Below are 26,242 nucleotides of genomic sequence, written 5' to 3' on the forward strand. Positions count from 1 at the left end.
AAAGTGTGCAAATGTAACAAATCTGTTTGAAGAACACTCAACTGGTTGCTAGATTGACAAAATATTGCACACTTTACAGGCCAGCCGCGCATTTCCGGCGAAAATATTGAACAGCAACGCGGAGACGTTATGGGCATTATTTTTGACAAGCCCTTGATTGGCGTAGTGATGTGCCAGAACTTTATCGGCAGCCATGCGGGGCAAACGGTTCACAACAAATATCTCGACGCTATCGTGCTCGCCGGTGGCGTGCCGCTGCCATTGCCGCATCAACTGATGCAGGCGCCTCATCTATTAGAAAACAGTATGACCGTGCTGGATGGCATTTTGCTGACCGGTAGCCCCAGCAATATCGAACCCTGGCATTATGGCGAAGACGGTAAAGAAGCGCATGCCGATCCGGCGCGCGATCGCCTCGCCTTCGGCCTCATCACCCATGCGATCGGTAAAAAGATGCCGATGTTCGGTATCTGTCGCGGCTTGCAGGAGCTGGTAGTCGCTAATGGCGGTGCGCTGCATCGCCAGCTGCATATGACACATTTATTCCAGGAGCACCGCGAAGACGATGCGCTGCCGCTGGATGAGCAATACGCGCCGGTGCATACCGTGCAGCCAGAAGTGGATGGCATGCTGAGCCAGCTGCTGGGCAGCGCCGAACCTTTTGCGGTCAACTCGCTGCACGGGCAAGGCATCCGCGAAACCGGCCCGCTGCTGCGCGTGGAAGCGCGCGCACCCGACGGACTGATTGAAGCCGTTAGCTTGCCAAAGCACCCTTTCGCCCTTGCGGTGCAATGGCATCCGGAGTGGCATTCCGACCGCGATCCGATCTCGCGCCGTTTGTTTACGGCCTTTATCCACGCCGCTGTCTGTTATCACAAGGAAAAACAGCCATGAATGATGCCACTCTGGCACCCGGACGTCGCTTATCGCAGATCCGGCAGGAGTTGGGATTGTCTCAGCGTCGCGTCGCTGAGTTATCAGGTTTAACGCACAGTGCCATTAGCACCATCGAACAGGACAAAGTGAGCCCGGCCGTCAGCACCTTACAAAAGCTGCTGAAAGTTTACGGGTTATCGCTGTCGGAGTTTTTCTCCGAACCCAAAATCAATGCCACGCCGCGCGTGATTGTGCGCCCGGAAGAGTGCGTGGAGATCGGCAGCCTGGGCGTATCGCTGATGCTGATCGATAACGGTGCCGCGCGACGCGCGCTGGCGATGCTGCTGGAGCGTTATGAACCCGGCGCCAGCACCGGCGAGAAGTTACGCCATCCCGGCGAGGAAACCGGCACGGTGCTGGAAGGTGAAATCACGCTGGTGGTTAACGGCCAGAGTTACCATCTTTATCGCGGTGAAAGCTATGTGATTGATACTGGCTTACCGCACAGTTTTACCAATACCTCAGATCAGCCGTGTCGCATTGTTAGCGCGCATACGCCCGCCAATTTCTAAGGTTTCGCGCTTAAGGAGGATGTCATGCAACATGTGGGAAGTTATTACGCCGCGACCGCCAACGCGCATGAGCCGTGGCCGGCGCTGCAAGAGTCGGTGCAGTGCGATGTCTGCATCATTGGCGGCGGCTTTACCGGGCTCTCGTCCGCGCTGTTTCTCACCGAAGCCGGTTACGACGTAGTGCTGCTTGAAGCGGCGAAAATTGGCTTTGGTGCCAGCGGCCGCAATGGCGGCCAGGTCGTCAACTCCTACAGCCGTGACGTAGATGTGATTGAGCAGCGCTACGGCAAGCTGACCGCACAAATGCTTGGCAGCATGATGTTTGAAGGCGCGGAGATCATTCGCGATCGCATCGACCGATATGCCATCGCCTGCGACTATCGTCCTGGCGGCATTTTCGCCGCGCTGAATCAGCGGCAAATGGGCCATCTGCGCAGCCAAAAAGCACTTTGGGCGCGCTACGGTAATCACGATTTGGAGCTGCTCGACGAACGCGGCATTCGGCGTGAAGTAGCGACCGATCGTTATGTCGGTGGCTTGCTTGATAAGCGCGGCGGCCATCTGCATCCGCTTAATCTGGCGCTGGGTGAAGCCGAAGCGATTCGCCGTCACGGCGGGCGCATTTATGAGCAGTCAGCGGCGACAGAAGTGAAATATGGTGCACCGCATCGTGTAAAAACCGCTAAAGGCGCAGTCAGCGCCACCTTCGTAATTTTTGCCGGCAACGCCTATTTGCCGTCGCAGCTTGAACCGCGCCTGACGCGCAAAAGCATGCCTTGCGGTTCGCAGATCGTCACCACCGAACCTTTAACGAGTGACCAGGCGCTGGGTTTGCTGCCGAACAATTACTGCGTTGAAGATTGTAACTACCTTCTGGATTATTTCCGCCTCACCGCCGATAACCGCCTGCTGTACGGCGGCGGCGTAGTGTATGGCGCGCGTGAGCCGGATGACATTGAAGCGCTGATTCGTCCCAAGCTGCTGCGCACCTTTCCGCAGTTACGGGATATCAAAATCAGCCACCGCTGGAGCGGCAATTTCCTGCTTACGCTGTCGCGCATGCCGCAGTTTGGCCAGGTTGAAAAGAATGCCTTCTTTATGCAGGGCGACAGCGGGCATGGCGTGACCTGTACGCATCTTTCGGGGAAGTTGATTGCTGAAGTGCTACGTGGGCACGCCGAGAGATTTGATGCGTTCGCAAAATTGCCGCATCTGCCGTTTCCAGGTGGGAGACGGTTTAAGGTGCCGCTCACGGCGATGGGGGCGGCATGGTATGCGCTGAGGGATCGGTTTGGGGTTTGATCTGCTGCGTGCTGATGCCCTCACCCCGGCCCTCTCCCACAGGGAGAGGGAGCAAAACATTCCCTCGCCCGCTTGCGGGAGAGGGTTAGGGTGAGGGGAAAATCATTCCAACGGCATTTTCATCGGGTCATCATAGGTGTACTCAAACCCCAGCTCATTAGCGATTTTCGAGCCATCAATCACCTTCCCGTTAGAACGCTCCGGCTCCGCCACAAACGTCGGCGGTTCCAGCCCCAGCTGCTTCGACACGCTGGGATAAAAGCTATCGCGCGACGGGTGTTTCGATGCACACAGATTGTAAATGTGCCCGCCTTTTGGGGTTTGCAGCAACAGGACAATCGCATCCACCACATCATCGAGATGCACCAGATTGACCGCATGACCGCCGTTTTCCAGCCCGGTTTTTCCTGCGAGGAAACGACCTGGATGACGATTCGGCCCCACTAATCCCGCGAGGCGCACAATATCCACGCTGGTGCCGGGCAGATCGTGCAGCCAGTTCTCCAGCTCCACCAGCGTTTTGCCGGCGACAGTTTCCGGCTGCAGTGGGCTGGTCTCTTTCATTACACCTTCGCCGCTGCCGTACACTGACGTTGAGCTGGTGAAAATGATGCGCGGGACTTTTTTCGCCAGCGCGGTGTCCACCACGTTCTGCACCGCCTGCATGTAATCTTCACCGCCTTTCACCGTGCGGCTAGCGGGTAACGTCACCACCAGCGCATCGACGGACATCAGCGTATCTAACTCTTCGGCTTCACACTCCAGCTCGGGCGTCAGCACCAGTTGGAAGGCTTCGATGCCACAGCGGCGTGCGGCGTCCACGCCATCCGGCGAGGTTTTACTGCCGGTGACCTGCCAGCCGCGTGCCGTTAGCGCCATCGCCAGCGGCATCCCCAGCCATCCCAGACCTACAATCGCGACCTTTTTCATATCGACTCCTGCTATGGGCTCACACTTCATCTTAGTGCGGCCAGATGTGCCAAACCAGCGCAAACTGTTTCGGGAGATTCCGGAAATTGACGGTTAAAAAAGGGTTGCCAATTGTCACCATCTTCGTTAGGTTATTCAGCACGCAAATGAATACTCATTCAGCAACGGAATTTACTATGACACGCGTTCAGTTCAACCACCATCATCACCATCATCCTGACTAGTCTTTCAGGCGATGTGTGCTGGGAGACGATTAGGATCTTCCAGTGGTGCGAACGCAAAGAGAGCCCCCGGAAGATCATCTTCCGGGGGTTTTTTTATGGGCGAACGCAAACCAACACGTTCAGACAGGATTGAATAAGAGGACAGGAACCATGTTAGATAACACCCGTATTCGCATAGCTATGCAGAAATCTGGCCGTTTAAGTGATGAATCACGCGAACTGCTGGCACGCTGCGGTATCAAAATCAACCTTCAGCAACAGCGTCTGATTGCGTTTGCGGAGAACATGCCGATCGACATCCTGCGCGTGCGTGATGATGATATTCCTGGCCTGGTGATGGATGGCGTCGTCGATCTCGGTATCGTCGGTGAAAACGTGCTGGAAGAGGAGCTGCTGAACCGTCGTGCTCAGGGCGAAGATCCGCGTTACTTCACGCTACGTCGTCTGGATTTCGGCGGTTGTCGCCTGTCGCTGGCAATGCCAGTTGATGAAGAGTACACCGGCCCGCAATGCCTGAATAACGCCCGCATCGCCACCTCTTATCCACACCTGCTGAAGAAATACCTCGATAAACAAGGCGTCGCCTTCAAATCCTGTCTGCTGAACGGTTCTGTTGAAGTTGCACCACGCGCTGGCCTGGCCGATGCGATTTGTGACCTGGTTTCAACCGGCGCCACGCTGGAAGCTAACGGTCTGCGCGAAGTCGAAGTGATCTACCGTTCTAAAGCGGTGCTGATTCAGCGCGACGGCGAACTGCCGGCCGCCAAGCAAGAGCTGGTCGACAAAATGATGACGCGTATTCAGGGCGTGATTAAAGCGCGTGAATCCAAGTACATCATGCTGCACGCGCCAAGCGAGCGTCTGGATGAAGTGATTGCGCTGCTGCCGGGCGCTGAGCGTCCAACCGTGCTGCCGCTGGCCGGTGATGTCAGCCGCGTGGCGATGCACATGGTGAGCAGCGAAACGCTGTTCTGGGAAACCATGGAGAAGCTGAAGTCGCTGGGTGCCAGCTCGATCCTCGTGCTGCCAATCGAAAAAATGTTGGAGTAACACCATGAGCACTCTGATGACACCCATTGATTGGCAGCAATGCAGCGCAGAGCAGCAGCAAGCGCTGCTGATGCGTCCGGCGATTTCGGCTTCAGAAAGTATCAGCCAGATCGTGCGTGACGTGTTGGTACAAGTGAAAGAGAGTGGTGATGCGGCGCTGCGTGAATTTAGCGCGCGCTTCGACAAAGCGCAGGTGGATAACCTGCGCATCAGCGCCGAAGAGATGCAAGCCGCCAGCGATCGTCTCAGCGACACGCTGAAGCAGGCGATGGCGGTTGCGGTGGCGAATATCGAGACCTTCCACAACGCGCAGATTCTGGCGGAAGTGGATGTGGAAACCCAGCCTGGCGTGCGCTGCCAGCAGATTACCCGTCCGGTGAAATCGGTGGGTTTGTATATTCCTGGCGGTTCCGCCCCGCTGTTTTCAACCGTGTTGATGCTGGCGACACCGGCACGCATCGCCGGTTGCGGTCGCGTGGTGCTGTGTTCGCCGCCGCCGATTGCCGATGAAATTCTTTATGCCGCGCAGCTGTGCGGCGTGAATGAGGTGTTTCAGGTTGGCGGCTCGCAAGCCATCGCCGCCCTCGCCTTCGGCACCGAAACTGTGCCGAAAGTGGACAAGATTTTTGGCCCAGGCAACGCGTACGTGACCGAAGCTAAACGTCAGGTTAGCCAGCGGTTAGATGGCGCGGCGATCGATATGCCGGCCGGTCCATCCGAAGTGCTGGTGATTGCCGATGAAGGCGCTACGCCAGCATTCGTGGCATCCGATTTGCTGTCGCAGGCGGAACACGGCCCGGATTCACAAGTAATTCTGCTGACGCCGTCGCTGCAACTGGCCGAAGGCGTGGCGCAAGCGGTTGAAGAGCAACTGGCGCAGCTGCCGCGTGCCGCTACCGCGCGTCAGGCGCTGGAAAGCAGCCGCCTGATTGTGCTGCGCGATTTGGATCAGTGCATCGAGATCTCCAACCTCTACGGCCCGGAGCACCTGATCATTCAGACGCGTCAACCGCGCGATCTGGTGGATAGCATTACCAGCGCCGGTTCGGTATTCCTTGGCGACTGGTCACCGGAATCAGCGGGCGATTACGCGTCTGGCACTAATCACGTGCTGCCGACCTACGGTTACACCGCCACCTGTTCCAGCCTTGGCCTGGCCGATTTCCAGAAACGTATGACGGTGCAAGAGCTGACGCCGCAAGGCTTCCTCAACCTTGCCGCGACGATTGAAACGCTGGCCGCCGCCGAGCAGCTGGAAGCCCACAAAAATGCCGTTACCCTGCGTGTTGCCGCGCTGAAGGAGCAAGCATGAGCCTGAATATTGAAGCGTTGGCACGCGCCAACGTGCGAGCGCTGACGCCGTATCAATCGGCGCGTCGTCTGGGTGGTAACGGTGATGTGTGGCTGAACGCCAATGAATTCCCGCTGCCGGTGCCTTTTGAACTGTCGCAGCAGACGCTGAACCGCTATCCGGAATGCCAGCCAAAAATTGTTATTGAGCGTTACGCCGCTTACGCCGGTTTGACGCCGGAGCAGGTTCTGGTCAGTCGCGGCGCGGATGAAGGTATCGAACTGCTGATGCGCGCCTTCTGCGAGCCGGGCAAAGATGCGATTCTGTTCTGCCCGCCAACCTACGGCATGTACAGCGTCAGCGCCGAAACCATCGGCATCGAATACCGTACCGTGGCGGCACTCGATGACTGGCAGCTAAATCTGCCGGCGATTGCCGACCAGCTCGACGGCGTAAAAGTCGTCTATATGTGCAGTCCAAACAATCCGACCGGCAACCTGATCAATCCCGATGACATTCGCGAGCTGCTGGAAACGACCGCCGGTAAAGCGCTGGTGGTGGCCGATGAAGCCTATATCGAGTTCTGCCCGGAAGCGACGCTGGCGGGCTGGCTGCAGGAGTATCCGCACTTAGTGATTCTGCGCACGCTGTCCAAAGCCTTTGCCTTGGCCGGATTGCGATGCGGCTTCACCCTGGCGAACAAGCCGGTGATCGATCTGCTGATGAAGGTGATTGCACCCTATCCGCTCGCCACGCCGGTGGCGGATGTGGCCGGACAAGCGCTGAGCGAGCAAGGTATTGCGCTGATGCGTCAGCACGTTGCCGAGCTGAACGCCAATCGTGCCTGGCTGTTTGAACAGTTGCCGCAGATTAGCGTGGTGCAACAGGTGTTCCCAAGCGAAACCAACTACATTCTGGCGCGCTTCACTGATTCGCCAAAAGTGTTTAAAACGCTGTGGGATCAAGGCATTATTCTGCGCGACCAAAACAAAAACCCCGGCCTTGCGGGATGCCTGCGCATCTCCATCGGCACCCGTAAAGAGTGCGAGCGCCTGATCGCCGCGCTGCAAGCCTTATCAGTGGAGCAAGCATGAGTCAGAAGATCCTTTTTATCGACCGCGACGGCACCATCATCTCTGAACCACCCACCGATTATCAGGTGGATCGCATGGAGAAGCTGGCGTTTGAGAAGAACGCCATTCCTGCGCTGCTGGCGTTGCAGGAAGCGGGTTTTCAGTTGGTGATGATCACCAATCAGGATGGCCTCGGCACCGCTAGCTTCCCGCAGGCCGATTTCGACGGCCCGCACAACCTGATGATGCAGATTCTCAGCTCACAAGGCGTGAATTTCAGCGACATCCTGATCTGCCCGCATATGCCAGAAGATAACTGCGATTGCCGCAAGCCGAAGACCAAAATGGTGGAAGCCTGGCTGGCCGCTGGTGCGCTCGATACCGCTAACAGTTACGTGATTGGCGATCGTCTCACCGATATTCAGCTGGCGCAGAATATGGGCATTCAGGGCCTGCGTTACGGCGCGGAAGGCGAAGATTGGGATGCGATTCAGGCGCGCCTGACCAAGCGCGACCGCTATGCGCTGGTGCAGCGCAACACCAAAGAGACGCAGATTAAAGTCGAAGTGTGGCTGGATCGTGAAGGCGGCAGCAAAATTAACACCGGCGTCGGCTTCTTTGATCACATGCTGGACCAGATTGCGGTGCACGGCGGTTTCCGCATGAACATCGATGTGAAAGGCGATCTCTACATCGACGATCACCACACCGTGGAAGATACCGGTCTGGCGCTCGGCGAAGCGCTGCTGAAAGCGCTGGGCGACAAACGTGGCATCGGTCGTTTTGGCTTCGTGTTGCCAATGGATGAGTGCCTCGCGCGCTGCGCGCTGGATATCTCCGGCCGTCCGCACATCGAATTCAAAGCCGAGTTCAGCTACCAGCGCGTGGGCGATCTCAGCACCGAGATGGTCGAGCACTTCTTCAGCTCGCTCTCCTACGCCATGATGAGCACGCTGCACCTGAAAACCAAAGGCCGCAACGATCACCATCGCGTGGAGAGCCTGTTCAAAGCCTTTGGCCGCACGCTGCGCCAGGCGATTCGCGTGGAAGGCAACACCTTGCCGAGCTCGAAAGGAGTGCTGTGATGAACGTGGTGATTCTCGATACCGGCTGCGCCAACCTGTCGTCGGTGAAGTGGGCGATTGAGCGCCTCGGCTACACGCCGCAGGTGAGCCGCGACCCGGATGTGGTGCTGCATGCTGACAAGCTGCTGCTGCCTGGCGTGGGCACCGCGCAGGCGGCGATGAACCAGCTGCAGGAGCGCGATCTCATCGACCTAATCAAAGCCTGCACCCAGCCGGTGCTCGGCATTTGCCTCGGCATGCAGCTGCTCGGTCGTGGGAGCGATGAGAACGGCGGCGTCACCACGCTGGGCCTGGTTGATGAGCCGGTCACGCTGATGGACACGCAGGATTTACCGCTGCCGCACATGGGCTGGAACCAGATCACCGCTAAAGCGGGCCATCATCTGTTCCGCGACATTCCCGATGGCAGCTACTTCTACTTCGTGCACAGCTACGCCATGCCGGTGAATGCGGCCACCATCGCGCAGTGCGATTACGGTCATCCGTTCACTGCCGCCTTGCAGAAAGATAACTTCTTCGGCGTGCAGTTCCACCCGGAGCGTTCGGGCAAAGCAGGCGCGCAGTTGCTGAAAAATTTCCTGGAGATGTGATGATTATCCCCGCATTAGATTTAATCGACGGCAAAGTGGTGCGCCTGCATCAGGGCGATTACGGCCAGCAGCGCGATTACGGTAGCGATCCGCTGCCGCGCTTGCAGGATTACCAACGTCAGGGCGCTGAAGTGCTGCATCTGGTGGATTTGACCGGCGCGAAAGATCCGGCCAAACGTCAGATCCCCCTGCTCACCACCTTACTGCGCGGCGTGACCGTGCCGGTGCAGGTGGGCGGCGGCATCCGCCATCGCGATGACGTGGCGGCGCTGCTGGCAGCGGGTGCCACGCGCGTGGTGGTCGGTTCAACCGCGGTGAAGCAACCGGAAGAAGTCAAAAGCTGGTTTAGCGAGTTTGGCGCGGACGCCATCGTGCTGGCGTTGGATGTGCGCATTGATGCCAACAACCGTAAAGAAGTGGCGATCAGCGGCTGGCAGGAAGCAGCGGGCGTAACGCTGGAAGAGGTGATTGGCTGGTATCAGCCGGTTGGCCTCAAGCATGTGCTGTGCACCGACATTTCGCGTGACGGTACGCTAAGCGGCTCCAACGTCGAACTTTACAAAGAAGTCTCTGCGGCCTTCCCGGACATCGCTTTCCAGTCGTCGGGCGGCATCGGTTCGCTGGATGACATCGCGGCATTACGCGGCAGTGGCGCGCAGGGCGTGATCGTTGGCCGCGCTTTACTGGAAGATAAATTCACGGTGGCGGAGGCGATTGCATGCTGGCAAAACGGATAATTCCTTGTCTCGATGTGCGTGACGGGCAAGTGGTGAAAGGCGTTCAGTTCCGCAACCACGAAATCATCGGCGACATCGTGCCGCTGGCGCAGCGCTATGCGCAGGAAGGCGCGGACGAGCTGGTGTTCTACGATATCACCGCCTCATCAGATGGCCGCGTCGTGGACAAAAGCTGGGTGTCACGCGTGGCGGAAGTAATCGATATTCCGTTCTGCGTGGCGGGCGGCATCAAGAGCGAAGAAGACGCGGCGCGCATTCTGCAGTTCGGTGCCGACAAGATCTCCATCAACTCGCCGGCATTAGCCGATCCTACGCTGATTACGCGTCTGGCCGATCGCTTTGGCGTGCAGTGCATCGTGGTGGGCATCGATACCTGGTTTGACGAAGCGAGCGGCAAATATCACGTCAATCAGTACACCGGCGACGAAGCGCGCACCAAAGTGACCACGTGGGAAACCCTGGATTGGGTGCAGGAAGTGCAGAAGCTGGGCGCGGGTGAAATCGTCCTCAACATGATGAACCAGGATGGCGTGCGTAACGGCTACGATTTGGTGCAACTGAAGAAAGTGCGCGATGTATGCAAAGTGCCGCTGATCGCCTCCGGCGGCGCAGGCACCATGCCGCACTTCCTTGACGCCTTTGAGCAGGCGAACGTTGATGGCGCGCTGGCGGCTTCGGTGTTTCACAAACAAATTATCAATATCGGCGAGTTGAAAAACTTCCTGATCGACAACGGTGTGGAGATTCGCGCGTGTTAACTGCAGAACAACTGGCCAGGCTGGATTGGGTCAAAACTGCGGGCATGATGCCCGTTATCGTCCAGCACAACGTTTCCGGCGAAGTGCTGATGCACGGTTATATGAACGAAGAAGCGCTGCAAAAAACCCTCAGCGAGGGCAATGTCACCTTCTTCTCACGCACTAAAAATCGTTTATGGACCAAAGGCGAAACCTCGGGCCACTTCCTGCAAGTGGCAAGCATCACGCCGGATTGCGATAACGATACCTTGCTGGTGCTGGCCAATCCGATTGGCCCAACCTGCCATCTCGGCACTTCCAGCTGCTTCTCACCGGCTGCGCCAGACTGGACGTTCCTCTATCAGCTCGAGCAACTGCTGGCTTCGCGCAAAAGCGCCGATCCAGAGAGTTCTTATACCGCGAAACTCTACGCCAGCGGCACCAAGCGTATCGCCCAGAAAGTGGGTGAAGAAGGCGTGGAAACGGCGTTGGCAGCAACGGTTAACGATCGTCACGAGTTGACCAATGAAGCTTCGGATCTGCTTTATCACCTGATGGTGCTGTTGCAAGATCAGGAGCTGGATTTGAGCACCATCATCAATAATCTGCGCGCACGTCATAAATAACGTTTCGTAGGGTCGCCATTCATGGCGACCAATGTCCCAGGCGCGCATAAATGCGCACCCTACGCTATTCATCAGCATGGAAAACACCATGACCACACATGAAAAATTGCTCGCCCTGCTCAACCAATATCAGGCGCGCTATCGCGTGATGGAACATGAAGCGACCGGCAAGTGCGAAGCGGTGGCGGCGATTCGCGGCACGGAAGTTGGGCAAGGCGCGAAGGCGCTGGTGTGTCATGTGAAAGGCAACGGCATCAAGCAACATGTGCTGGCGGTGCTGCCTGCCGATCAGCAAGCGGATCTCAGCAAAGTGGCGTCAGCGGTTGGTGGTCGACGTGCTTCACTGGCATCACCGGCAGAAGTGGATACGCTGACCGGCTGCGTTTTTGGCGCTATTCCCCCGTTTAGTTTCCATCCTGATTTACAACTGGTGGTTGATCCGTTGCTGTTCGAACGCTATGACGAAATCGCCTTTAACGCCGGATTGCTGGAGCAATCTGTGGTGCTTAACATTGCGGATTATCAGGCGCTGCATAATGGTAACGTGATGAAAATAATCCTCTAATTGCCTTGCCAGGCCCTGAGCGGTACTCTTTCTGACTCAACATCACATCAAAAGAAGACCGATATTATGGCAATTTCTCGTTTAACCGCCCGCCTGCGTCAGACGCTGGCGCTGGCTGTACTGGCAGGTTGCGCATTTGGCGCGCAGGCAAAAATTGATCAATTGCGTTTCGCGGTTGATCCTACCTATCCTCCTTTCGAATCCAAAACCCCACAGGGCAAACTGGTCGGTTTTGATATCGATCTCGGCAATGCGCTGTGTGAGCAAGTGAAGGCTAAATGCGTGTGGGTGGAGAGCCAGTTCGATGGCATGATCCCGGCGCTAAAAGCACGTAAGTTCGACGCCATCCTGTCTGATATGGGCATCACCGAAGAACGTCTGAAGCAGATTGATTTCACCGTGCCGCTTTACAACACCCATACGCAGTTGATTGCGCGTAAAGGTTCTGGCCTGCTGCCAACCGCTGAATCGCTGAAAGGCAAAACCGTGGGCGTTGAGCAAGGCACCGTGCAGGAGCGTTATGCGCTGGCAAAATGGCAGCCGCATGGCGTGCAGGTTGTACCTTATGGCGATCAGGCACAGGTTGAGAGTGATTTGATTTCGGGCCGTCTTGATGTGGTGTTTACCGATGCTGCCCAGGCCGCAAATGGTTTCCTGAAACATCCGCAGGGCAAAGATTTCGAATTAGCAGGCCCGATTGTGCAGGATCCAATTATTGGTCCGGGCACTGCGATTGGTCTGCGTAAAGGCGACACCGAACTCAAAACCGCGCTGGATAACACGTTTGCCGAGCTTAAGAAGAACGGCACTTTCGATAAGATTCAGAAACAGTACTTCGCGACTGACATCTCTATCCAGCAGTAATCTTTTGGGCGGCTTTTTGCCGCCCTTTTCGCACTCAGCACTATAATTCCATCAGAAAATAAATCAGGCGTCGCTGAATGCGTGCCATGAATAAAGGACATCGATAGCGTTATGCAACAACAACATCATCCTCTATTAAGCGCCTCGCTGGGCACGCAACGCGAAATTGTCAGCTTCCACTTCGGCACCGATTCGCAGCAACGCGTCTATATTCAGGCTGCGCTGCACGGCGATGAACTGCCGGGCATGGCGGTGGCATGGTACTTGAAACAGAAACTGCTGGCGCTGGAATCTGCCGGACAACTCAAATCCAAAATCACATTGGTGCCGGTGGCGAATCCTTTAGCCATGGGACAACACTGGCACGGTAGCCATCTCGGGCGTTTCCATACGTTATCAGGACAAGACTTTAACCGCCGCTTCCCGGCATTGGGTGAAGCCTTGGTTGAAGAACTCGCCGGCTCACTGACGCAAAGTGAATACGAAAACAAACGCCTAATCAGGGAAGCGATTGATCGCCATTATCGTGACCGCATTGCCCGCACCGAACTGGATGCCCAGCGCTTTACGCTGATGCGTATGGCCAGCCAGGCGGATTTAATGATTGATCTGCATTGCGACTGGGATGCGCTGCCGCATCTGTACACTACGCCGCACGCATGGCCGGATATTGAACCACTCGCGCGTTGGTTAGGTAGTGAAGTGCAGTTGCTGGCGCAGATTTCGGGCGGCGAACCTTTTGATGAGGCTTGCTGTGAGCCGTGGCTGACGCTGGCAGAGCGCTTTGGCGATGAGTATCCCATGCCGCGCGGCTTGCTGCCGGTGACGCTGGAACTTCGCGGTGTGGCGGATGTATCGCCAGAGCTGGCGGAGAAAGATGCTGACGCGATTATCAATGCACTGATTGAGGGCGGATATATTGCCGGTGAAGTGGGTGAGTCCCCTGCCCTGATTCATCCGGCGACGGCGCTGGCGGGATGTGAGTATATTCATGCAGCGCAATCTGGATTGGTGTTTTACCGACGTAATTTGGGCGAGTGGATTAAGGCTGGGGAAGTGGTAGCTGAGGTTGTTGACCCGATTACTGACCAGGTGATGCCGCTGGTGGCTGAGTTTGGTGGCGTGTTGTATGCGAGGAATTTGACCAGGTTTGTGACGGCTGGGATGTTGGTGGTGCGGTTGGCTGGGGAGAATGCGGGGAGACGGGGAGAGTTGCTGGTGGGATAAAATAACCGGCCTAAAAGGCCGGTTCTAAAATTAGTGTCGATTGCGATAATTAGCTACAACGTTACGACCAATTACAATTGAAGAGCCTAATACACCGCCTAAAATTAACGCTAACAATACAGTTAATGTTTTCTTAGGGCTATCTCTTCTAAATGGTAGATCCGCTTTTGCAATATAACGGAAAGATTGCAAATTATCTGTCTGAATCTGGACATGAGTTACTGAGAGTAGCGCACGTTGTGCAGTGTAATAATCATCATCATAGTCTAATGGTTTTGTTGCTTCATTGGCGATCATAGCATTTAATGCATCGCTTCCTAAAAGATACAAAGTGTCGTCGGAGAGGTATGATGCTTCTTTTAACTGTGATTTGGTTAAACCCGACTGCATTGCTACTTTTAATGCTTGGTTAATCACGTCAATACGATGCTGTTTTTTATTAATGGCAATTTGTTTATGAGCATCAAGTATATTTGACAACTCCTTGGCTTTAACACCTAGATTCTTTTTGATATCAGAACCAAAGTCATCAACAACATCTTTATTAACTTCTGCGATATATTTTGAAAGGGTTTCCTGCGCTTGCTTTCCGCTTTCAGCAACAAAAGAGATAGCAAGAGAATCATTACTTCCTTTATTTACCTGTTCAATGCGTAAGGTTGTTGGTTTCTCTTGATTAGCAAGGGAACCTGACAATGCATTCATTGATGCACTAAAACGAATGAACATTTGATTTTGCAAGTCAGTAATCGAAGGTTTATCTTGTGGGTTTTGCGCATATAACGTACTTAACGTCGCGTTATAATTAGCAACCTGACCGGCAGCAGGAAGAGTAACTATGGCTTTTGACGTCCACTTTTCCTTTACAACGTTTAAATAAACGAGACTCAACGCCAAAGTAATTATAACCGTTACCACTATAGTAATTTTACCTTTCCAGAGTTGTACTATTATATCAACCAGATCAACTTCATTATCATTATTGTAAGAAACCTGCTGAAAATTTGAACTTTCTGAATTGGAATTTTCACTGTCTTTCATATATAAAATGACTCACAAAACAAAAACCTAATGAAAAAACACCTCTCACAACTGAGAGGTGTTAAATAATATTAATCCAACCACTCGGTGTGGAACACACCTTCTTTATCAATGCGTTTATAAGTATGCGCACCAAAGTAGTCACGCTGAGCCTGAATCAGGTTAGCAGGCAATACTTCTGAACGATAGCTGTCATAGTAAGCGATCGCAGCAGAGAAAGTCGGCGTTGGAATACCATTCTGAATCGCATAGGAGACGACATCACGCAGCGCCTGCTGATATTCATCGGCAATATTCTTGAAGTAAGGATCCAACAGCAAGTTAGCAATATCAGCATTGCTTGCATAAGCATCAGTGATTTTCTGCAGGAATTGAGCACGAATAATGCAACCGGCACGGAAAATCTTAGCGATTTCGCCGTAATGCAGATCCCACTCGTTTTCTTCTGATGCTGCACGCAACTGTGAGAAGCCCTGCGCGTAAGAAACGATTTTACCCAAGTAAAGAGCACGACGCACTTTCTCAACGAACTCAGCTTTGTCGCCAGTGAAAGCTTGCGCTTGTGGACCACTAAGCACCTTAGATGCAGCAACACGTTGAGACTTGAGTGAGGAGAGGTAACGAGCGAAAACAGATTCGGTAATAAGAGATAATGGCTCGCCAAGATCCAGTGAACTTTGGCTGGTCCACTTACCGGTTCCTTTGTTTGCGGCTTCATCCAGAATCACATCAACAAGGTATTTTCCATCTTCGTCTTTCTTGGTGAAGATATCTTTGGTGATATCGATCAGATAGCTGCTTAGCTCGCCGTTGTTCCAATCGGTGAAAGTTTTAGCCAACTCTTCGTTGTTCAAACCCAGCGCGCCTTTCAGCAATGCATAGGCTTCTGCGATCAATTGCATGTCACCATATTCAATGCCGTTGTGAACCATCTTCACATAGTGACCAGCACCATTAGGACCGATGTAAGCAACACAAGCCTCACCATCTTCAGCACGCGCAGCAATCTTATCGAGAATTGGAGCAACCAACTCATACGCTTCTTTCTGGCCGCCAGGCATGATTGATGGGCCTTTCAATGCGCCCTCTTCGCCACCGGAAACACCCGTACCGATAAAGTTGAAGCCTTGATCCGAAAGTTCTTTATTTCGACGAATAGTATCTTTATAGAAGGTGTTGCCACCGTCGATAAGGATGTCGCCTTTGTCGAGATGAGGAGTCAGTGAAGCGATGGTTTTGTCTGTGGCTTCACCCGCTTGCACCATCAGCAGGATACGACGAGGCTTTTCAAGCGATTCAACGAACTCTTCTACAGTGTAAAAAGGAGCCAGTTTCTTACCTGAATTCTCAGCAATCACTTCATCGGTCTTCTCACGCGAGCGGTTGAAGATGGATACCGTGTAGCCACGGCTTTCGATGTTCAGAGCTAGATTGCGGCCCATTACCGCCATACCTACAACGCCGATTTGTTGCTTGGACATTACATACTCCTATCATGTGAATACCACGACAAGCGCGGTTTAAGTAACACCGATGTTAACCTAAAAAACTCATTATGAGATAGTATAAGGTGCTAAATACAATCTGTATGTTTATAGCAATATACTGAGTGATTAAATATAAACCGTATTTGTAAAATTTCACATAATCTAAGAAATCAAACTAAATCAACAAAAAAGACAGGGACTTTTGCCTGTGAAGACTTTAATGACAAGAATTTAGACGCAGCATTTAACGCCTCTTCAATCGTGACATCCATATCCAAATATCGATAAGTCCCCAAACGACCTACGAAAGAAATATTATTTAATTCTTCTGCCGCAGTTATATATTTTTTAAGTAAATGTTTGTCACTAATTAAGCGAATAGGATAATATGGAATATCTTCCTCTTCACATTCTCTGCTGTATTCTTTATAAATGACAGATTTATCATGAAATTCCCATGGGGAGAAGTGCTTGTGTTCTGTAATTCTTGTGAACTTTTCGGAATTATCACAATAATTCATTACCGCACAACCCTGATAATCACCATCATGTACTTCTGTAATAAAATCAAGAGTGCGATATGGCAAGCGCCCTAATCTATAATCGAAGAACCCATCAATAGTTCCACTGTAAAAAACATGATTATACAACTCAGCCTGCTCGGCTTTAAATTCAGTGCTAAGATGAATTTTTATGTTTTCATGATCAAGGATTGATTCAATCATTGGGGTATAACCATGTTCAGGCATCCCTTGATAATCATGTGAAAAATAATTATCATCATAATTGAATCGGACAGGAAGACGCTTAAGGATACTTGCTGGAAGTTCGCTTGGCTCCATTCCCCACTGCTTAATGGTATAAGTCCTAAAAAAAGCCTCATAAAGATCTTTTCCAATAAATGCCAAAGCTTGATCTTCAAAGGTTTGCGGATCAGTAATTGTTTTATCAGCAATATTACTAATATAGTCTTTAGCCTGCTGAGGTGACAAACATTCACCATAAAATTGATTTATTGTAAGCAAATTTATTGGAAGAGAAAAAATTCGACCTTTCGTTCGCGCTTTTACACGATTGACATAAGGCTTAAAATTAGAAAATTTGTTAACATAATCCCATACAGTACGATTATTTGTGTGAAATATATGAGGGCCGTAGGTATGGACTAAAACATTGGTAGTGCTATCACGTTCCGTGTAGCAGTTGCCACCGATGTGATTACGAGAATCAAATAGCTCAATTCTGAAACCAGCTTCCGCAAGTTGTCTTCCAATCACAGCACCACTAAGGCCTGCGCCAACAATAGCTATTGTATTTTTCATAATATTATACTTAAGGTTTATATTTAGGATTTGTGGGGAATTCTTTACTAATCGAATCTTTAAGAGCATCAAAAAGAATTGGTAATGATTTTAATCGTCCTGTTATAATCGAATGCGCAGCGACCAACGTAAAAATAGAAAAAACCCGAAAAAGTGCAATTTTTCGGGTAGCATAACTCATTTGAACTTTAAAAAAGTTACGATACATAAAATAACCTTTCCATGAGTTTAGTGCTAAACTTTGAATGAATGGAATTTTACGCGTTAACCTTGCCGACTTAACGCAGGCAATCTTATAACCCTGTTTTTCAGCTCGAATAGCAAAATCAAGATCATCATAAAAAATAAAGAAACGAGGATTTGGAAAGCCGACATCTAGAAAAACTCTTCGATTGATTAAAGGTCCTTCAAAGGGTATGGTTCGCAGAGGACAAATATCCCAATCTTTATTAAAAATATCAACGATTCGTTTTTTCTTAGGATTCAATCTAAATATATTATTAATCTCATAATCGATACCTGAAATTTCTGCACAAGTCCCATCAACATTCATACGCATTGGCTGAAGTATGTCTGCAGAGTTTTTATACTTCATTAACTCTGAAAGACAGTCACTTTCTAATGCAATGTCATCATCTGCCAACCATATCCATTCGTATCCCGCTTCAAATGCCAACTTACTACCGAACTCAAACCCCCCAGCTCCACCTAAGTTTTCCCCGGTATTATGATATGAAACTTCCATTTGTGAGACATTAGCATTGATAAATTTGGATACAACTGTCGATGTGTTATCAGAACTATTATTATCTATAATAAAAACATGGTTGGGTTTAATTGCTAAAAAAGCTATAGACTGTAGCATTTCGCATAAAAGAGCACTTCGATTAAAGGTAACAAGAACCAAGGCAACTGAATTTTTCATAAGATATCATCATTTAGTTTTATTTAACAAACTAATCCACAGCTTACTAATTTCAGAAATATGATAGTGATGACTTCTAAATATCGCTTTCTCTGCGTATAAACTACGCTTCACGTCATCATTCATTAATTCATTCATAGCTAAACTTAGAGAGTTTATGTTTTCAGGCATACACAAGATACCATATTTACCATCATCAAGTATTTCTCTTGGACCAGTAGGACAATCAAACGAGATAGATGGTAAACCGCAGCTCATTGCTTCTAATAACACCATTCCAAATCCTTCAAACCTTGAGGAGAATACAAATAAATCATATTCCGGATAAATGGTTTCCAAATTTTTAACGTTACCTTTAAGTAAGATTTTTTTGGATAAATTTAATGTATCAATTAATTCTTGTAATTCACTCCTAAGACTACCTTCACCATAAATATGTAAAGTCCAATCATCCCTAGCATCACCATTAATAGCCTCAAAAGCCTTAATCAAAAGATCAAATCCCTTTTGTGTCTCTAATCGCCCAACCGCAATTAATCTTTTTTCAGCATGAGAATTTATATGATGACAATTGGGTTGAAAACATAAAGGATTAGGTATTACACTTACATTCAGCCCTAATTTTGAAAACTTGACGGCATCGCGTTCAGTTAGAGTAATAACAGAATCAAAAAACCTATAAACATATTTTCTAGTGAGCTTCATTGCTTTGTTATAATAATCATAGTGGACATGCTCAACCACAAATTTATATTTCACTAAAAAAAATGCAACAAAAGAAATCAAAGCCATAGGAAATGAATTAACTATATATATGTAATTTGCATTTTTTAATATATATGTATTGAGTTTTATTGAGGATGTTAAATGACTAAGAAACTTGCTGAATGAACCAGGTTTGGTGTTTTTAGTGACCTTATTATCAATGTAAACAACCTTTACTCTATTATCTATATCATAAAAAGGTTCTGATTTACTTTGATGTACAGAAATAATTTTAACGTCACAATTTTCGCTTACTAATTCATTAGCATTCTTTATTATGACCCTCTCAATGCCACCTGTCGCAGTAATATCAGACACTATAAAAGCAATTTTTTTATTCATAAAACCTCAATAATGATCTTTAACATTCATTGCAAGACCAATAATGCTATTTTTATTAATACTCTTGCTATGCTGGACACATTGTCTATTTTGAGTAGTTAGCTTTATTAGTGGAGGTAGAGTTTTAGGTGCATTAAGTTCACACCAAACCTTACTTAATATCTTGGTTTTTTGAGGATAAGATTCATGATAAAAATATGCAGTACCTTCAGCAGAAATTAAATATGCACTGGTTTGTGGCGTATTTTTTAAGGCGATTTGACCTGCAATATAAGCTGAGAGATATTCTGGAATATTGATATTTTGCTTAAGCTCAATATAATCAGATCTGGTTTTAAGTTTTTCATGATATGCTTGAAGTCCAAGATTCATTACCGGTTCGAAGGTTTCTAGCCAACTTTTTATAAAAGCGGTTTTAGGGGGGCAACAAAGCATCCAGTTTTCAAAAATTGGTTTCTGCATATTAGAACTCAATCTTTTCCTATAAAAACCAATTAAGTCATATTTTTGCTCATCACAGATATTCTTTAACCAGCCTAAGTCTTTTAAAAACAAAACACTTGCATCAACCCAAACACCACCATAACAGTGTAACAGTTTTAATCGAATAATATCTGCTTGTACCTGAACAGTTGTAATGTCATCTATGAATTTTAGTCCAGGCAGGAAGTTATTGACTGTTTTTTTTGAAAGTACGTTAACTTCATATCCAGGATTACGCTTTATCAAAATAGAAACACATGTTCGCACCAATTGGGGTAGCACATCATCATGCCAATATACCCATATTACTTTAGGTATTTTCTGTCGTATTTCATTAGAACTATTACCAGTTATGATTATATCATTATCTTTTTTTTTATATTCAACTGGTCTGCCTGTTATATACAAAGAAAGAGTTTTAATTAATTTATAAAAAATAATACAAATCTTACGCATAAATTGTTTCATTGTCAGACCTTAAGCCTCGGCAAGTACTGCAACAAAATTAAAATAAATAGATACACAAAAAGTTTATAGTCTAGGAATGTCGCGATAGACCCCTCGGCCATCAATGTAATTATTGACGTAAAAACACGAACCGATATTAAAAAACTAAATATATGTCCCATATATAAACTTCTTGTCAAAAAATACACGGGAAGCATATATACGAAACAACATAATATAGCGGGGATTAGCCAATAACTGCCAAAATAGAATACAAAAATTGCAGGGAATCCATTAGTTAAAATTATTTTGTTTGCCATATAAAAATCAAACAAATCCTTAGGCATGGAATATTGCATTAATGCAATTAGGCCGACATTATCAGAACTGAACTCCTGAGAAAATGGATGTGTAAGATTTCCATTAGCAACCACTTGGTTAAAATAAAACCACCATAACTGCCCCTGCATAGACATTCTATCGAATATGAGTGCTGCATTCGCATTTTCAATTACAACGTAATTTATTATTATACTAACTATAATTAACATAACACATGTTGTGACAACTATAAAAATACGGGAATATGTTATTTTTTTGAATTCAACCAAAACAAATGGAATTAAAAAGGAATAGAGCGTAACAATCAAGCCACTCGCTTTCTCCCCAATAAGCAAATTCCAGAGAAGGGCTAATAAAAGATAAATATACCCATGCATCTTTTTTCTGCTGAGCAAATAAAGACCTGCTAAAGGAAATATCAACGCTCGGATTTGAAAAAGATAACCAAAAAAAGACGGTATTTGACTACGATAAGCAAGCCGATTACCGGCACTGAATGAAAATGCTGTTCCGTATGCTATGATGGGTATATATATGAGAAAAAGGTATAGCAGAGGCAAAAAGTATAAGATTTTATTTTTATTTATTTTATCAAGAAACGTCGAGTCTTTATATTTAAATATGCTTTTTCCTATGAGATACGCTGAAAGTGTTGTCAAAATAATTGCCGTAATAACTAAGTAAATTAGAGCATAACTTACATAGCCTTTAACACTACCTAGTTCATAGAGGCTCCAATTATGCTCAATTATTATTACTGAAATCAGCTGCCCGATGAAACTGTATATTAGAAAGAAAGACAGATAAAAAACTCTTTTATCATACAGCAAGATACTTACTATGAGTACAACATAAGAAAAAAAAGAGATATAATTTGAAACCATATTAGCACCATTAATAAGAGCTAATAAGCAAGCGAAAGTAATTAGTTGCAAACTCAAAAAGAACAATTTTTTATCAGTGATTTTAAATGATAACATTCACGTCACTCTCAGCTTTTTTCTTATGATAAAAGTTTATTATTTCTGAACATAGACGATCATAGTACATCCTATCACCTTTTGAATGGTCACCTATATATAGAGGCATGTTTATTGTATATTTTTTATAAGCAATAAACCAATTTGCCATTTTTTCATCATTAAAATCATTATTATCTAAAGCTTCAGAAAGCTCTGCGAAATTCTTTAGCATAGTTACATTAGGAAAACATTCATAAAAAACCCTTCCAAATATATATACTTTTTTGTTTAATAAGAGAGCTTCATACCCTGCAGTGCTATTTATTGATATAACGGCTAAAGATTTCTTTATCAAAGTTTTGATATTCACACTGCTATTAATTAACCTGACGTTAGGCAAGCTATTTATTTTTTTGTAAAAGCTTAATGATTGTGTTCCTTTTGCAGAAACATGGTCTTTCACATAAAGATATTTACCAATAGGTAACTTATTAGCAATGTTAATAATATTGACATATTCATTAGTGTAATCTGGGGCTAATATTGATGTTGATGATTCAGGATGATAATGAATAGGATATACGTAATATTCCTCATCTATTTCCCTCAAATGATTTTCGTCAATAAAGAACTTTTTCGACAGAAAAGCAGTAAATGTTCTATGTAAATTAACCGCCGTGTTGTTAAATATTTTCTTGATTAACCCCCCTCGCTGATAATCATAAAAACTTGACTTACTAACACCCTCTTTTAAAATTCTATACAGTGTATTGAGTCTATTTAATTTCAGCAATTTGGAGAGCGATGTTGTATTTAAATGATTATTTTTCATGTAATCTGGTTGAATTGACACAATATTACGGCGGTATTCATTAAACCACTCATAGTCACTCTCTGAATGTTTAGTTCTGGATAAGGACTTTATTGCTTCAACCTCATTGTCAATAATTGAGCTTTGTAACTCAAGGTGTCCTGGAATCCTTGAGCCCATTAGTCCCACATAAGACTTATCTAATAGTTGACATATTCTAAATGCAGAATATGCAAAACTATTAGAAATGCTCTCGTAAACTACTATATCTATGTTTTTATCTTTAATTAGATGATAAAAATAATTATCTAAGCACAATTTTAATTTAGCCCAATATACTTTATCTTTATTTAAATTGTAACCATGCGTTAGGAAACGATCGAAATCAGAATAATAAAACTCCCCTATTCTACATCTATACAACTCTTCATGTTGAGGATCATTATAATGCTTATGAAAGTATTCAGAAAAATAGTAAGTTTCTTTACCATTGTCAATTTCGTCAACAGGCTCCATATATGATGAACTGGTTGAATCAACCGCATAAAAAACCTTATGGCCACTGTTCTCAAAAGAAGAAGCCAACTCATTAAAAAAATACTTATATTTTGGTGCGCTATTTATGAGAATTAATATATTCATTGAACACTTCTTTTTAATTTATGTACTTTCGCAATTAAAATAAATGATTGTGCAATCATCACTGATAATGGAATGGAATAAACTCCAATAAACTTTGTCAATGATAGGCCACATATAACAAATACAATTAATGACTGAAGGTGCAATTTGACAATAACTTTATCTTTACCTTGCGCATATAATTCGTAATGAGGTATCAATGCAAAACATGAAATAACTGCACTTATTAACGTTATATAATAAATACCGATATATTCAAAATAAGCGGGCTTATTTATAAAAGTTAAAACCTGATTAATACATAATATACTACTGGCACTCAATAAAGTAGTCCACAAGATTATTTGCTTACATAATTTGTTTTTTATTATCGAATATTTTTTGTTGTCTTTATCGCTATATGCCTTGATTAGCTTAGGATAAAGGAATGAAACGACCCCTGCATCTATAAAATTAGAAATAACGGAGTTTACCCCAAGAAAAAAAGAGTATATACCTACCAACTCAATACCATCTATATATTGTATCCAATATCGTTCTAAAACCGTATTGAACCTTAATGCTAACGTTCCAACAAGAAATAGTAATGATACTTTTACGCCTTTCTTGACCCATTCCCAGTCGCTTTTTAACATCCAGCCTGAAACATTCAATTTTCTGATTATGAAAATGAAGTATAATCCAGCAATCAAATCCCCAAATATCCATGCTTTAAATACTGAATAAATATCTTTATCTACAAAACCATATAAGGTTAGAAGAATTAAAATTAGTGGCCAACACCCATTACGTATAAATAAACCTACGTTGGCTTTAATTGGTTGGTGCGCAGCAATGATTACTCGTTGACACTCTTGGCATAAATGTTCAAGTATCAATATGACTATGAGGTAGGGTAATGACGACAAAGGAATTAATTTAAAATAAAACACACACGATAAAACTGGTATATAAATTAAGTAAAGTAGAAAACTTAACTTTATTTGTGATGCTAAATGGCGCCCCCAAACGGTCCGCTCAGATTTTATTAATTCTCTAGTTGTATAGATGTAGAAATCCATACCAACAACATATAAAGAAAAAACTATAGTGGTTGATAACAATCCATACAACCCCATCTCTGAAGCAGACAAATATTTTGCCATAAAGAACATAAGCGCGAATCTACTTAACATAGTAATTGCGCGCAATGAAATATTAAAAAAAGGGAGAATATTCATTCTATTTTAATAAATTCTCTAGCACCGGAGTTTTTTCTTTTACATCTTCTAGTACAGTTTTTCCAATTATTGAATTCCAATATTTCGGAGCCATACCAAAACCTGGCCTTACACTTTTAATGCAGGTTTCATCTATAATATCGCCTGCATTCATATTTTTTATAAAATAAATCGACCTTCTGAATTTAACATTGCCTTGCTCACTCGAGGTTCTGGCATAGTTGACTTTACCAACAGCCTCCCAAGCAGTTTTCGCACCATCACACAGATTTTTCAAATCTTCAGGTTCAAGAGAGAAGCTATCATCTGGTCCACCACCATTTCGGTCTAACGTAAAGTGTTTTTCGATAATTCTGGCACCTAAGACAACACTTGCAATTGCCGTTGTATTATCCAGTGTATGATCAGATAGACCTGTGAGGACATCAAATCGCTTAGCCATATCTGCTATTGTCGCAAGATTGTATTCTGAAGCCGGAGCTGGGTAGCCACTAACGCAATGCAAAATAGCGAGCTGGTGGCAGCCATTTGATCGCGCCGCATCAATTGCCTCCTGAATCTCATTAACATCAGCCATCCCTGTAGAGATAATCATCGGCTTTCCTGTCTGAGCAACATATTTTATCAGTGGAATATCCACAGCTTCAAAAGAAGCTATTTTATATGCAGGCGCATTAAGACTCTCCAGTAAATCAACGGCAGTAAAATCGAATGGAGAACTAAAAATCGTAATACCTTGTTCTTTCGCGAATTCAAATAATGGCTTATGCCATTCCCAAGGCATTTGGGCTTCCAAATAAAGATCATGAAGTGTTCTCCCGTGCCACAAACCGCCATTAATTTTAAACTCAGGAGCATCGGATTTTAGTGTTATTGTATCAGCAGTATATGTCTGCAACTTAACGGCATCTGCACCAGATTTTTTAGCTTCCTCAATTATTTTAAACGCTGTTTCAATTCTTCCATTATGATTTGCAGACATTTCAGCAATAATAAATGGTGGTTCGGTATCGCCAATAAGTCGGTTGTTAATTTTAATGCTCTTCATTTCAACTCCTAACACTTCAATTAATTTTATTCATTTTGAAGAATGGGATTTTATCACTGCCAGTGAACGTTATATTTTGCAAAGATCTTTTCATATTTTTTTTGCAAATCTGGTTTAACTTTTTCCCAGTTATCATTTGTAAGACCTAACAAATGCACCCCCAAACGCTTACCATCTTTATTTATATTACTTTTTCTAAAACCTTCCTTTTGGAATCCAAACTTTAAATGCAAGCTAACAACACTGTCATTGCTCTCAATAACCTCACAGTTTAATTTCTTTAATTTCAATTTTTCAAAAATAAAATTAATAATATGAAACTCAAGAATAGCACCTATACCAGAGCGAGCAGATGACGTTAAATAATATGCCCATTCAGCTCTTTCATGTTGCTTATCTATCGAATTAATACTTATTACACCTAATGGCTCTTCACCATCAACAAAGACAGTATAAACGATATTTCTATTATCATGCTCTAATTGACTGAGCCAATTGGCGTGTTCACTTTCAGAAATAATATGATCGGTGTACATCCATTTACGAACACTTTCTTCGTTACGTATATTTCGTATGGAATTTTTAATATCAAGCGGAACTTTGAGAATATTAGTTAACGTTATAATATTTTTATTATCATTTCCCATGATTTTTCT

Annotated in this window: 27 protein-coding genes and 1 other annotated feature; of the genes, 15 read left to right on the forward strand and 12 right to left on the reverse strand. The window is 46.2% G+C overall.

What is annotated here, in order from left to right:
* Positions 1-129 precede the first annotated feature (129 nt).
* From puuD to AC6I8A_RS12635, 3 genes are read left to right on the forward strand one after another with little or no spacing between them, the layout of a single operon-like run.
* Entirely contained in the window at positions 130-894 is a 765-nt protein-coding gene (gene puuD / locus AC6I8A_RS12625; protein WP_479489401.1) for a gamma-glutamyl-gamma-aminobutyrate hydrolase, read from the forward strand.
* On the forward strand, positions 891-1,448 hold the full coding sequence (puuR, locus tag AC6I8A_RS12630; RefSeq protein ID WP_008104818.1) for an HTH-type transcriptional regulator PuuR: 558 nt from the start codon (positions 891-893) through the stop codon (positions 1,446-1,448). Before puuD ends, puuR begins: the two co-directional genes overlap by 4 nt.
* Before the next feature lie 24 nt (positions 1,449-1,472).
* The gene (locus tag AC6I8A_RS12635) at positions 1,473-2,750 is read left to right on the forward strand and encodes an NAD(P)/FAD-dependent oxidoreductase (protein ID WP_497818594.1); all 1,278 of its coding nucleotides are present in this window, start codon (positions 1,473-1,475) and stop codon (positions 2,748-2,750) included.
* Between the two features lie 102 nt (positions 2,751-2,852).
* On the opposite strand, the gene AC6I8A_RS12640 is transcribed toward AC6I8A_RS12635, so the two are convergent.
* Entirely contained in the window at positions 2,853-3,680 is an 828-nt protein-coding gene (locus AC6I8A_RS12640; RefSeq protein ID WP_256696825.1) for an SDR family oxidoreductase, read from the reverse strand.
* A gap of 176 nt (positions 3,681-3,856) precedes the next feature.
* Between AC6I8A_RS12640 and hisL the strand changes: the two genes are divergently transcribed.
* The 12 genes from hisL to AC6I8A_RS12700 all read left to right on the forward strand — a co-directional run bounded on the left by hisL (position 3,857) and on the right by AC6I8A_RS12700 (position 13,749).
* Positions 3,857-3,904, forward strand: a complete 48-nt coding sequence (gene hisL / locus AC6I8A_RS12645; protein ID WP_100396937.1) for a his operon leader peptide — start codon at positions 3,857-3,859, stop codon at positions 3,902-3,904.
* Positions 3,880-4,001 (forward strand) — a sequence feature (His leader region). (Overlaps the previous gene by 25 nt.)
* Before the next feature lie 53 nt (positions 4,002-4,054).
* Entirely contained in the window at positions 4,055-4,954 is a 900-nt protein-coding gene (gene hisG, locus AC6I8A_RS12650; protein ID WP_008104821.1) for an ATP phosphoribosyltransferase, read from the forward strand.
* A gap of 4 nt (positions 4,955-4,958) precedes the next feature.
* On the forward strand, positions 4,959-6,266 hold the full coding sequence (hisD, locus tag AC6I8A_RS12655; protein ID WP_479489398.1) for a histidinol dehydrogenase: 1,308 nt from the start codon (positions 4,959-4,961) through the stop codon (positions 6,264-6,266).
* A complete protein-coding gene (hisC, locus tag AC6I8A_RS12660) occupies positions 6,263-7,339 on the forward strand; it encodes a histidinol-phosphate transaminase (protein WP_256696827.1) in 1,077 nt (358 codons plus the stop codon). Before hisD ends, hisC begins: the two co-directional genes overlap by 4 nt.
* Complete coding sequence (gene hisB, locus AC6I8A_RS12665; RefSeq protein WP_256696828.1) at positions 7,336-8,403, forward strand: bifunctional histidinol-phosphatase/imidazoleglycerol-phosphate dehydratase HisB; 1,068 nt, start codon at positions 7,336-7,338, stop codon at positions 8,401-8,403. Before hisC ends, hisB begins: the two co-directional genes overlap by 4 nt.
* Entirely contained in the window at positions 8,403-8,993 is a 591-nt protein-coding gene (hisH, locus tag AC6I8A_RS12670; protein ID WP_008104825.1) for an imidazole glycerol phosphate synthase subunit HisH, read from the forward strand. Before hisB ends, hisH begins: the two co-directional genes overlap by 1 nt.
* Positions 8,993-9,730 carry a 1-(5-phosphoribosyl)-5-[(5-phosphoribosylamino)methylideneamino]imidazole-4-carboxamide isomerase gene (hisA, locus tag AC6I8A_RS12675; protein ID WP_497818595.1) on the forward strand — a complete coding sequence of 246 codons (738 nt, stop codon included), beginning with the start codon at positions 8,993-8,995 and terminating at the stop codon, positions 9,728-9,730. Before hisH ends, hisA begins: the two co-directional genes overlap by 1 nt.
* The gene (gene hisF / locus AC6I8A_RS12680) at positions 9,712-10,488 is read left to right on the forward strand and encodes an imidazole glycerol phosphate synthase subunit HisF (protein WP_137386100.1); all 777 of its coding nucleotides are present in this window, start codon (positions 9,712-9,714) and stop codon (positions 10,486-10,488) included. Before hisA ends, hisF begins: the two co-directional genes overlap by 19 nt.
* The gene (gene hisIE / locus AC6I8A_RS12685; RefSeq protein WP_101763386.1) at positions 10,482-11,093 is read left to right on the forward strand and encodes a bifunctional phosphoribosyl-AMP cyclohydrolase/phosphoribosyl-ATP diphosphatase HisIE; all 612 of its coding nucleotides are present in this window, start codon (positions 10,482-10,484) and stop codon (positions 11,091-11,093) included. The genes hisF and hisIE overlap by 7 nt, the downstream gene beginning before the upstream one ends.
* 88 nt (positions 11,094-11,181) lie before the next feature.
* On the forward strand, positions 11,182-11,658 hold the full coding sequence (locus tag AC6I8A_RS12690) for a YbaK/prolyl-tRNA synthetase associated domain-containing protein (protein WP_497818596.1): 477 nt from the start codon (positions 11,182-11,184) through the stop codon (positions 11,656-11,658).
* 66 nt (positions 11,659-11,724) lie between these two features.
* Positions 11,725-12,522: an ABC transporter substrate-binding protein gene (locus AC6I8A_RS12695; RefSeq protein ID WP_497818597.1), complete on the forward strand. Its 798-nt coding sequence runs from the start codon at positions 11,725-11,727 to the stop codon at positions 12,520-12,522.
* 111 nt (positions 12,523-12,633) lie between these two features.
* Complete coding sequence (locus AC6I8A_RS12700) at positions 12,634-13,749, forward strand: succinylglutamate desuccinylase/aspartoacylase family protein (RefSeq protein ID WP_497818598.1); 1,116 nt, start codon at positions 12,634-12,636, stop codon at positions 13,747-13,749.
* 30 nt (positions 13,750-13,779) lie between these two features.
* On the opposite strand, the gene wzzB is transcribed toward AC6I8A_RS12700, so the two are convergent.
* The 11 genes from wzzB to pseH all read right to left on the reverse strand — a co-directional run bounded on the left by wzzB (position 13,780) and on the right by pseH (position 26,233).
* Entirely contained in the window at positions 13,780-14,790 is a 1,011-nt protein-coding gene (gene wzzB / locus AC6I8A_RS12705) for an LPS O-antigen chain length determinant protein WzzB (protein WP_497818599.1), read from the reverse strand.
* Positions 14,791-14,861: 71 nt separating this feature from the next.
* On the reverse strand, positions 14,862-16,271 hold the full coding sequence (gene gnd / locus AC6I8A_RS12710; RefSeq protein ID WP_256696837.1) for an NADP-dependent phosphogluconate dehydrogenase: 1,410 nt from the start codon (positions 16,269-16,271) through the stop codon (positions 14,862-14,864).
* A gap of 176 nt (positions 16,272-16,447) precedes the next feature.
* Positions 16,448-17,599: a UDP-galactopyranose mutase gene (gene glf / locus AC6I8A_RS12715; protein WP_497818600.1), complete on the reverse strand. Its 1,152-nt coding sequence runs from the start codon at positions 17,597-17,599 to the stop codon at positions 16,448-16,450.
* A gap of 10 nt (positions 17,600-17,609) precedes the next feature.
* Positions 17,610-18,524 (reverse strand): glycosyltransferase, encoded by a 915-nt coding sequence (locus tag AC6I8A_RS12720; RefSeq protein ID WP_497818601.1) that lies wholly within the window; start codon positions 18,522-18,524, stop codon positions 17,610-17,612.
* A gap of 9 nt (positions 18,525-18,533) precedes the next feature.
* On the reverse strand, positions 18,534-19,631 hold the full coding sequence (locus tag AC6I8A_RS12725) for a glycosyltransferase family 4 protein (protein ID WP_497818602.1): 1,098 nt from the start codon (positions 19,629-19,631) through the stop codon (positions 18,534-18,536).
* Between the two features lie 6 nt (positions 19,632-19,637).
* Complete coding sequence (locus tag AC6I8A_RS12730; protein WP_497818603.1) at positions 19,638-20,582, reverse strand: glycosyltransferase family 32 protein; 945 nt, start codon at positions 20,580-20,582, stop codon at positions 19,638-19,640.
* A gap of 2 nt (positions 20,583-20,584) precedes the next feature.
* Positions 20,585-21,883, reverse strand: a complete 1,299-nt coding sequence (locus tag AC6I8A_RS12735) for a DUF6418 domain-containing protein (RefSeq protein ID WP_497818604.1) — start codon at positions 21,881-21,883, stop codon at positions 20,585-20,587.
* On the reverse strand, positions 21,870-23,318 hold the full coding sequence (locus AC6I8A_RS12740) for a capsular polysaccharide export protein, LipB/KpsS family (protein ID WP_497818605.1): 1,449 nt from the start codon (positions 23,316-23,318) through the stop codon (positions 21,870-21,872). Before AC6I8A_RS12740 ends, AC6I8A_RS12735 begins: the two co-directional genes overlap by 14 nt.
* Positions 23,315-24,538, reverse strand: coding sequence for a lipopolysaccharide biosynthesis protein (locus AC6I8A_RS12745; RefSeq protein ID WP_497818606.1), 1,224 nt, complete (start codon positions 24,536-24,538; stop codon positions 23,315-23,317). The genes AC6I8A_RS12740 and AC6I8A_RS12745 overlap by 4 nt, the downstream gene beginning before the upstream one ends.
* A 1-nt stretch (position 24,539) precedes the next feature.
* The gene (gene pseI, locus AC6I8A_RS12750) at positions 24,540-25,586 is read right to left on the reverse strand and encodes a pseudaminic acid synthase (protein WP_497818607.1); all 1,047 of its coding nucleotides are present in this window, start codon (positions 25,584-25,586) and stop codon (positions 24,540-24,542) included.
* A gap of 53 nt (positions 25,587-25,639) precedes the next feature.
* Entirely contained in the window at positions 25,640-26,233 is a 594-nt protein-coding gene (gene pseH / locus AC6I8A_RS12755; RefSeq protein WP_497818608.1) for a UDP-4-amino-4,6-dideoxy-N-acetyl-beta-L-altrosamine N-acetyltransferase, read from the reverse strand.
* Between the last annotated feature and the right edge of the window lie 9 nt (positions 26,234-26,242).

The organism is Pantoea sp. X-Soil-ISGK-275, from assembly GCF_059730795.1.